The sequence below is a fragment of the Lactobacillus sp. M0390 genome, assembly GCF_016102085.1.
GTDB lineage: Bacteria > Bacillota > Bacilli > Lactobacillales > Lactobacillaceae > Lactobacillus > Lactobacillus apis.
Genome location: NZ_JACFPH010000002.1, coordinates 353,619 through 364,267, shown reverse-complemented (window position 1 = coordinate 364,267; position 10,649 = coordinate 353,619). Strand labels below are relative to the sequence as shown.

The 10,649-nt window shown below is 35.7% G+C and carries 5 protein-coding genes; all 5 read right to left on the bottom strand.

What is annotated here, in order from left to right:
• Positions 1-104: 104 nt before the first annotated feature.
• Positions 105-2,402 (bottom strand): BspA family leucine-rich repeat surface protein, encoded by a 2,298-nt coding sequence (locus H3R25_RS05725; protein ID WP_198194547.1) that lies wholly within the window; start codon positions 2,400-2,402, stop codon positions 105-107.
• Positions 2,403-2,769: 367 nt separating this feature from the next.
• Positions 2,770-4,881 carry a BspA family leucine-rich repeat surface protein gene (locus tag H3R25_RS05720; protein ID WP_198194546.1) on the bottom strand — a complete coding sequence of 704 codons (2,112 nt, stop codon included), beginning with the start codon at positions 4,879-4,881 and terminating at the stop codon, positions 2,770-2,772.
• Positions 4,882-5,342: 461 nt separating this feature from the next.
• Complete coding sequence (locus tag H3R25_RS05715; RefSeq protein WP_198194545.1) at positions 5,343-6,188, bottom strand: MucBP domain-containing protein; 846 nt, start codon at positions 6,186-6,188, stop codon at positions 5,343-5,345.
• Positions 6,189-6,772: 584 nt separating this feature from the next.
• Positions 6,773-8,899 carry a BspA family leucine-rich repeat surface protein gene (locus H3R25_RS05710; protein WP_198194544.1) on the bottom strand — a complete coding sequence of 709 codons (2,127 nt, stop codon included), beginning with the start codon at positions 8,897-8,899 and terminating at the stop codon, positions 6,773-6,775.
• Positions 8,900-9,062: 163 nt separating this feature from the next.
• The gene (locus tag H3R25_RS05705) at positions 9,063-10,556 is read right to left on the bottom strand and encodes a BspA family leucine-rich repeat surface protein (protein WP_198194543.1); all 1,494 of its coding nucleotides are present in this window, start codon (positions 10,554-10,556) and stop codon (positions 9,063-9,065) included.
• Positions 10,557-10,649: the final 93 nt, after the last annotated feature.

The window sequence follows — 10,649 nt, the reverse complement described above, 5'->3', positions numbered from 1 at the left end:
CTATTTCATTGAACCAATTTAGCAATTTCTGTGTAAATTAAAAACCACTTAACCATATGAAAGGTAAGTGGTTTTTCTAATTTATCAATGGCTATCAAACTATATTAGCTTTTCTTGCGCTTGGTCCAAGCAAGTACTAAAGCACTAGTCAAAGTGATTGATCCAAGTGCAATGGTTGTTAATTGTGACTTTTTCTCAGAGCCTGTTTTGGGCAGCTGGTCATCGGTAGAGGAATTAGCTGAATTTAGGTTATCAGCATTGTTACTTGGATCGGAAGTAAAAGCAGCTGCTTGATTATTATTTGCTCCGTTAGCTATTTGACTATTGCCTTGATGGATATTGCCTATTTCTTTGTCTGTGCTGGTAGGCTTTGCTGGGTTAGCAGTAGTTTCGCCTTCAGTTAGAGAAACAGTTTTACTATAAATATAAATAATGCTCTGTTTAGTATTACTAAAGAACCCTGTAGCATTTTTAGGCTTACTCTTTAAAGTATAACCAGCAATTTCTTTAGCGGTTGAAACGTAGCCGTCATTTAGATTACCGTTTAAAACTTCACTAGATGCAATCGCTTTGCCATTTTCATCTTGATAATGAACAGTGACATCCTCTCCTTTGATAGGGGCGGAGGATTCAGGATTTTTAATGTAAATAAAGGTAAATTCTCTTTCTTTATCTTCATCGTTATCATAAACACCGGTAATAGGGGATTGACCAGCCTTTAAAGTATAACCTGCGACGTAATCGCCAATAATTGAATAGGGATCGCCAAGATTACCAGGGAAAATAGTATTTTCTCCAATTTTTTTACCTGATTCATCGACATGGTGAATAGTAATAGGTAAACCCATGCGGACATATGTTTCACCCTTTGTAAAATTACGTTTTTTACCATCTAGGGTTATGGCACGTGACTTCATTAATTGTTCAGAAGTAAATTGCTCTGTTCCTTCGGGATGAGTTGTTGTTCCCTTACCGACATTAAGCCAAATTCCTCCAGTATCTAATCCTACATCATCCAAGTATCCTGGAGGTATACTAGCTATATCATCGATGTCGCCTCTATATACTGTTGTAAGGTCAGTGTCTTTGCCTAGAACAAGCGTATTTAAGTTAGGCAATCCGGCTAGCATAAGAATATACTCCGGTGCACCTGTAGCAATATTTTTAATATTAAGCTTACGTAAATTTGTACAGCCATAGAAAGTAAGGGAGAAATCAGACTCATCGATATCAGGTATATGGAAGTGTTCTAAATTTAGCTCGGTTAAACTTTTACAATTCATAAACATTTCATATAGGACGTAAAGTGAGGAAGTGTCGAAACTTGATATATTCAAGTCAACGAGGCTTTCATTTCCTGAAAACATACCGCCCATACTTGTCACTTTTGCAGTATTGAAATTAGAGAGATCAAGTGCAGTTAAAGCCGTACAGCCATTAAACATATACTCCATAGTAGTCACGTTAGCGGTATTAAAACTAGACAGATTGAGAGTGGTCAAAGCAGAGCAACCACTAAACATAAACTCCATGGTAGTTACGTTAGCAGTGTTGAAGCTGGAAAGGTTGAGTGAGGTCAGGGAACTGCAGTCTAAAAAAATCTCATACATGCTCTCAACGTTAGTGGTGTCAAAGTTAGAGAGATCAAGTGAAATTAAGCTACTACAACTAGCAAACATTCGGTCCATATTTGTTATTTTTGCAGTATTAAGAGCTGAAACATCTAGATAGTCTAAATTACTACAGTTGGCAAACATAGCCCCCATGTTTGTGACATTGGCAGTATTGAAACTGGAAATATCAAGTGAGAGTAAATTTTGACAGTTACGAAACATGAAAGCTGTACTGGTTGCTTGAGAAAGGTCGAGATATTCTAGACCTACAATTTTTGATGCATATGAAAAACCGTCGAACAAAAAGTTGGCGTTATTTGAATCATCAAGGCTTATTTTGCCAGTAATGATAATTTGCTTAGCGCGTTTAAGTTTTATAGATTTTCCTTCGCTATTAGAAAGGGTATAGTTAGAAATACGATCGTTATAGTTAGTAATATTTGTATATGTTCCACCTAGAATGGTGAGTTCATCAGTGTCAAGATCGTATGAAACTTGTAGTCCAGCAGCAGTTCCATCAATCCGCTTTTTACCTATATCAGTTTCAGTAGCTTGACTGGCTACTGAATCTTGAGCCAAAGCTGGCTCACTTACATTTGAATCATCATTGATAGCATCTTCTGATGGGGCCGGAATTTCATCTGTAGTGTCTCTTTCCTCTGGTGTTGTTTGACTTGTAGGGTCACTATCTGCTTTGACTAATCGGGGATTAATGGAAATCAAACCCAGTAAAATAGCGGCTGAGCTACTAAATAGAGTTTTTCCTCTTAAGTTATTTGTCTTTTTCATTAGTAAAGGCACCTCATCAGTTATTTGTATACATAACCTAATTATTATATATGTACTAGTATATTTATATATATGTAAAAAGCAAGTCAAGAACTGGTGCACTTAAAACGATAAAGACGACAGTCATTACTGTATAAGCAAGAATTAAATAACGATTTATTTTAAAGGAATCTACTATATTCTTAGTGATGATAAGAGAGTTGATTGTGAAAAATAACTGTACTCAACGTCGATAAAATGGTGCTTAGAATCTGAAAAACAGGTTTTATTTTTAAAAAATATTTTTATTAAGTAATGAATTGAGAAAATTAAAAGCATCAACATAACTGTCAAATTATAGTTGGTGCTTTTTAGAGTTAACGCTTAGTTATTTACTAAACTTTTTAATTTTTGTCCAAAGAAGTGCTACAGCGCTGGTTAAAGTGATTAAGCCAAGTGCAATAGCTGCTAGTTGGGACTTTCTTTCAGAGCCTGCCTTTGGCAGTTGATTGTTGGTAGAGGAGTTAGCTGAATACATGCTATCAGCATTGTTACCTAGTGCATTTTTGTGGGCATCATAACGATTGGAGCGGGAAGGAGTAGCACTATTTGCTTTGTTACCTTTTTTTTCATTACTCTTATTTCCGTTATCTTTGTCATCAGTTTGACCTTCGGCATTAGAGTCAGTCTTACTATAGACATAAGTAACATTCTGCGTAATATCACTAAAGAATCCTGTAGCGTTTTTTGGCCGAGTCTTTAAAGTGTAACCAGCAATCTCTTTAGCGGCTGAAACATAACCATCGCCTGTATTACCGTTTAAAACTTCATTAGGCGCAATAGTCCTGCCCTGTTCATCTTGATAATGAACAATGACATCTTCTCCTTTGATAGGAGTGGACGATTCAGGATTTTTAATGTAGGTGAAAGTAAATTCCCGCTCTTTGTTCTCATCATTATCATAAATACCGGTAACAGGGGCTTGTCCGTCTTTTAAAGTATAACCTGCAACGGGATCGCCGATAATTGAATAAGGGTCGCCAAAATTACCAGGGAAAATAGTATCTTCTGCAATTTGTTTTCCTGACTCATCGACGTGGTGGATGGTAATAGGCAAGCCCATGCGGACATATGTTTCAGCCTTTGTGAAGTTACGTTGATTACTACCACGGATTGTGGCACGTGCCGCCATCAATTGCTCAGAGGTATATTGCTCCGTTCCTTCGGGTCTAATTGCTGTACCATTACCAACATTGAGCCAAATTCCCTCCGTATCTAGTCCTACATCTTCTGCTGGAGCGCCGCTTGGAAAAACAGTTGAGAGACCAGTGTACTTACCAAGAACAAGTGTATTTAAGCTAGGTAATTTGGCTAGCATATTTTCGTACTCATTATCACCTATAGCAATATTTTTAATGTTGAGCTTCCGCAAGCTTGTACAGCCATAGAATGTATCTTCTAATTCTACCTCTCCCAAATTTGTATCTGGTATACAGAAGTTTTCTAAATTTAGCTCAACTAAACTGGCACAGTTTTTAAAAGTTGCACCTAGATCTACAGGTAAAGTGGTCTTGAAACTTGATATATTTAAGTCGACAAGATTTTCATCATCTGCAAACATACATGACATGTCAGTTACTTTTGAGATATTGAAACTTGAAAGGTCGAGTGCGGATAAAGCTGTGCACGCCATAAACATACATGACATAGCTGTTACATTAGCGGTATCAAAGCTAGAAAGATTGAGTGAAGTCAAAGATGAACAATCACTAAACATATATGACATGCTAGTCACGTTAGCAGTATTGAAACTAGAAAGATTGAGTGAAGTCAGAGATGAACATTCATCAAACATAAATGACATGTTTTCTACATTAGCAGTATTAAAGCTAGAAAGATCGAGTGAAGTCAAATCTTCACAGCCACGAAACATGGAAACAGTACTAGTTGCTTGAGAAAGGTCCAGGTGTTCTAACCCTACAATTTTAGATACACTCCGAAAGCCATTGAATAAATAGGAGGCACTATTTGAAGAGTTAAGACTTATTTTACCAGTAATAACAATCTGCTTAGCACGTGCAAGTTTTATAGAATTTCCTTCACTGTCAGAAAGGGAATAGTCAGAAAAACGATCGTCCCAAAAACCGATTTGTTCGTATGTTCCACCTAAAATGGTGAGTTCATCAGTGTCAAGATCATAGGAAACTTGCAGTCCAGCGGCCGTTCCGTTAATACGTTTTTTACTTACGTTATCATCAGAATTTTGAACGGTTGGTGAAGCTTGACTCACGGCTGGGTCATCAGTGTTTGTAGGTTCACTAATGATATCTTCTGATGGGGTTGGGACTTCACTGGTAGTAGTTTCTTCCTTAGAAGCTGTTTGACTAGTAGAGAAGGTGTCTGCTTTGACTAACTGAGGGTTAATGGAAATTAACCCAAGTAAAACGGCAGCTGAGCTACTAAGCAGAACTTTTCCTGTTATGTTGTTTGTTTTCTTCATTATTAAAAGTACCTCACCATTTATATACACTTCTTTTATTATATATGTATGCGTATTTCAAAATTATATATTTATGTATGCAAAAATCAAGATAACAATAAAAGGAAAAACCTCGGTAATTTAATAACGAATTACAATAAAAAGATCTGGTATCACGGAAAAAATAACAAATAACGATGCCCCATGGACTTGAAAAAATCATCTTTAGCAAGAACTATAAGATTTTAAATAAACTGACTTAAAAGAGCCACTAGGCGAAAAGCAGCAATAAAAAGGAGAACTGTTATTTTAAAAAATATTTTTCAAAAACAGTAATTTTGGGCTATTTTTTAATGTTAACCTAATACTTGGAACTGAAAGGATTATTCAGAGCGTTATCTAAAAAAGTGTAATAGCTTTAAAATTTAGGGCATAAAAAAACCGAATCATATTCGATTCGGTTTTTAAATATCGTTTGATAACTAACTCAATTTCTTTCCCTTACGACTGAACCATGCTCCTATCAAACCTCCAAATATTGATAAGAATCCTAATCCTAGAAGAGCCAATTGTGAACCTTTGTTTACACCGGTTTGTGGTAAACTGCGGCTTGTAACGTTAGCATGGCTTGCAGTGTTTAAAGTTACGTTCTTTGCTTGTGATTTATGAGTTGCTAGGGGAGTTACCTTTGAACTAGCAGCTGGGTTACTCTTTTTATTAGCTGTACTTGCAGCATTATCTGCTTCAACACCTGCACTGGATTCTGCAATTCCAATTCCAACTGCATCACCGTCAATAACGGCATCGGTAAGTTCATAAACATAAGTAATTGATTGATGATTAGAACTAAAAGTTCCAGTTGCGTTAGCAGGAGCTTCAAATAATGAATAGCCTGTTATCTTCTGTGCGGAAGTAGAATAGTTGTCACCGATTTTTCCTTGCAAAATCTTATCTGGTGCGAGAGTCTTACCTGTTCGATCAAGATAATGCACGGTAACATATCCTTTGTCACTAGGAGTTGGGGCAGCATCTGCATCTTCAGTGTCTGCCATTGTACCGTCAGAAGCACCTAGGACAAAAGTACGTGAACCAATTTTTTCACCCTTTTTTGGTGTTTTTCGTAGTTTCTCCTTCTTAGGAGCGGCAATACTTCCTGCACCAGAAGTAGCTGATTTTCCGTCAGAGGCTCTTAAAGAAAAAGTCCTTGAACCAGTAGTTGCAGCAGCAACAGGATTGGTACCAATTGAAGTTGCGCCAAAAGCTACGATTGCTAAAGAGTTCAATAATAATTTCTTAAATTTTAAATGTCTGTTTGTTTGTCTATTCATTTTCTATGCACTTGCTTTTCTGTTCTCTCAAAAATAAACAAAACTAGAATAATATAAATTATTTTTATGACTACTAAAGTATAACACGTCCTTGCAAAAAATCATAGTATAAATTAATAGATATTTATAATTAATAGTTTAATACTAGTAACTTATAGTACTAAAAGTTTAACAAATGGCTCTGTAACAGGGGTATAGACCGGTTTGGTATAGACCGAGCCTTTTTCAATGAAATGGTTACATTATAACTTAATTTTATCAAACCCGAAATTTCAAAAATCACAATTGAAAAACATTGATATAAAAGCTGTGAAAGCGATTTTAATTATTGAATAATAAATTAGAGGTAATTTGTTATTTTATATACGTTCTTACATATATTTATTAATCGCAGGCATCTGTTAATATATAAGTTAAAGTTGATGGAAGTTGCCTGCTATTTCTAATGGATAATAGGCTTTATTACCAAAATTGATTATACAGTTATTTTATTTTTTAGCTATAAATATTGAAAATAAAACCAAAAAATGCGGTTCCATTCAAGGAATCGCATTTTAAAATATAATATTTAAGTATAATTGTTATTAATTTTCTTTGCGTTTGCGTGTAAACCAACTGCTAGTTAAGCTACCTAAAATTGCAAGCAAGCCGAGACCAAAGAGAGAAGTTTTCTCTGTTTTATTATTACCAGTTTGAGGTAACGTGCTTTCTTTCGAAGAGGCGGTAGAAACTGAAGAAGCTTGATCTTTTTGGGGATCAGTTTGTTGTGCATAGTGGCCTGAAATTGCTGACTTCTTTTGGCTAGCTTTATTAGTGGTGCCAGTCTTACTGTTACTTTTTGCAGGAACAACGTTTTCGTTCTCATTGCCAGTGCCGATTTGACCCGCTTTTTGATAAACATAAGTAACATCCTGAGGGTTACTGCCGAAAAAGCCAGTTGCATTATTAGGACGTTCCATTAATACATAACCAGGAATTTCTTTTGTATTTGAAATATAACCATCGCCAATATTGCCACTTAAAATTTCATCAGGACTAAGTGTTTTACCGTCCTTATCCTGATAGTGAACAGTAACATTTGCTGCCTTACTTGGTTCAGGAACACTTGGAGAGCTTGGAGTAACTGGTGCGTCAGGCTTTTTAGTGAAGTGAATGTAGCGACCAGCATCTGTAGCTGGATTGTAGTTTGCTGTTAATTCGTCTGAAGACCAGTTCTTTGATGCTTCCGGATTATTGTCATTATTATGTGTACCGTGACCTACGTTAACCCATTTTCCTGGCGTATTAAGCTTTGCATCCTTAATGTTGTTCTTATTGCCCAATACTAAAATATCTAATGAATCTAGGTCTTCCAACATTTCGTCAGAATTGGTTACAGCAGACATATCAAAGTTGTGAATATCTAATTCTTTTAAAGCATTGCTTTGATAAAACATCCATTTCATATTAGTGACTTTTGAAGTATCAAAGCTACTAAGATTAATTTTGGTTAGTTTAGTACTTTGGAACATATATGCCATGTCGGTAACTTTTGAAGTATCAAAACTGCTTAGATCCAGTTCTTTCATATTTTGTAGATGATAGAACATTGAATTCATGTTGGTAACATTCGTGGTTTTAAAGTTATTGCCAAAAGTTATGTCAGTTAAGTTATCACAAACACTGACTAAGTGGGACATATCAGTGACATTCCTAGTGTCAAAACTGCTTAAATCTAGTTTAGTTAAGCTATAGCATTTGCTAAAAAGACCAGCCATATTAGTAACATTAGTAGTGTTGAACTTACTCAAGTCTAGGCTTGGCAGCTTTGCACATAGATAGAAAAGATGCTGCATGCTTTTAACACTTGAAGTATTGAAGTTACTCAGGTCAATGCTAGGCAAACTGATGCATTTTTCAAACATTGAAGTCATATCAGTAACATTACTGGTATCAAATTTTGTGGAGCCATTAGCAGCTGTTAAAGTTAAGTTTGTTAGAGCTTCACAATCATAAAACATTGAGTTCATAATTGTGACTTTAGTTGTGTTTAGTTGACTAACATCAAGTGAAGTTAGTTTTTGGCACATACTAAACATGTGGTCCATGTTAGTAACGTTAGCGGTATTAAGCTGGCCTAGATTTAAACTAGTTAAATTAACATCATGATCAAACAAAAATGACATGTCGCTTACATCAGAAGTATCAAGCTTTTCTAATCCATTAATTGCGGTTAAATTATCTAACTCACTAAAAAGTCCTTTGATTGAACCACTTAACTTGATAGGACCAGTAATATTAATTGTTTGAATTTTCGTCGCATCAATAGTCCCTAAATTACCACGAATGCGTCCAGGGTTTGTTATCGTTTTAGAACTTCCAGGAATCGTTAGTGTTTTACTGACGTCATCATAGGTTACATCATCTATTCCATTCCAATTTACAGTTTGAACTGATTGAGTTGGTGAAGAAACAGGAGTATCAGTTTCTGTTTGTACTTCCTGGTTATTCTCAGTTGTTGCAGTTGTTGGACTTTGCGTATTTTCTGCTTGTTCTGTAATAGCTGAGTCAGAGTCTGCTTTGTTTGCTTGATTGGTGGGTGCTGATTGACTAGTTGGCAAACTGTCAGCTTTTACATGCTTAATATTAGTAGAAATACCTACTAATGCAGAAGATGCAATAGCGCCAAACAGTATTTTCTCTGCTTGTTGAACCTTGATTTTTTTGCTCATTTTAATATTCCCTTTACTTTAACTTATAACATGTTTAATTTGGGCATTATTATATCATCGATGAGAATAAAGTGTTAGCGATTTGCATTTCATAATTGTATATAGCCATATAAAAACAGCCCTTAAGCGATAAGTGCTTAAGAGCTGTTATTTATTTGTTTTATTAGAAGTTAGCTTTCTTAACATATCTGTTTTTGCCGACAATATAGAAACGTTTGCCGTGGATTTTTACAGAGCCACCATAAGTTACAACAGATTTATGCTTTTTAAGAACTTTTCTGTTAGCTCTTTTACCCTTTGCGTTATATAAATATGCATTGTGGGTTAATCTACGTTTAATACCAGAAATATTATTAGCCTTAACGAAGCTATTGTCTCCTAAAGCGTAGTATTTCTTACCATCAATTATTTTAGTGCCATATGTTGCAATGGATTGGCCAGCAAAGTATTCACCGTTTTTAAGAGCACCATCTTGATCATAAACGTAAGTGTTATGCATTACTGTGCGGTAAACCGGTCTCTCAATTGGTTTAGGAGTAGATGGAGTAGTTGGTTTGGTTTTAGGATTGTTGTTAGTAACAGGTGCGGTAACAGTAGGTGTTGAAGGAGTAGATGGGGTTACACTTGAGTGATCTTCGGCAACTTTGACATAAGTTACTGTCTTATCAGCATCTTTTTCATTTTCAACAGGGTATTTAGCAAGTAATTGGGAAGTAGAGAGTTTGTCTTTGCCCGCAGGCTTTTCAGGAGTACCAGCACCTACTTCTTGCCAGATGGCTTTTGTATCAAAACCAGTTTTACTGAGATCATCATTTACATTGAACGTAAAGTTGGTCAGGCCATCCAAGCCTTCAAGCATGTTTTTCATAGTAATAGCTTTGCCTAGACCAGAAGCATTACCCAACTTAAATTTGCCAATATTTAATGAAGTTAGGCTCTTGTCGCCGGTAAACATGTAGTCCATCATATCAACTGCTGATGAATCAAAATTGCTTAAATCCAATTTTGTTAGACTTGAGCAGCCATTAAACATACTAATCATGCAAGTAACCTTACTAGTATTGAAGTGGGATAAGTCAATTCTAGTAAGGCTTGAACAACCATAGAACGTGGCCCCCATGCTAGTTACGTTTGCAGTGTCTGTAAGGCCGTCAATCTCTCTTAAACCTGAGCAGAAAGCAAATAGAAGATCCATGTTTGTTACATTTGAGGTATCAACGTTAGTAAGATCAATCTTTTCTAGTTTAGGAAGATTGCTAAAAAGACCAGAAGCTGAACCTTTGATAGTTAATTTACCTTTAAAGTTAATGCTATGGATTTCATTAAAATCGGTATCTTTAGAATTGATATTTATAGCACTAATTGGTGTAGGATCAGCACCATCAGGAGCTGCTATTGTTCCTTCAGGGATGGTCAGCTCATGTGTCTTTTGATCATATGTGACTTTCAATCCATTCCAGTCTCTTATGATTGGCGTATCTTTATTTGTGTCAGCATTACCTTTATCTGCAGTGGTTTGCTCAGTAGTTTGAGCAGGTGCAGTAGTTTTGGCGCTGGCAGTGTCTGGGCTAGCAGCTACCAAACCCAGTGCTGCTAATGCCATACCGCAAAATAATAACTTTTCTTTCTTTTGTTGAATATTATTGTGATTATCCATGATATCCTCCTATAGAATAAAGTTAAGTACATTTACAGTATATTAGGACAGCATAAAACTAACCATTAAATTTCATAATATAATTTAAATAAA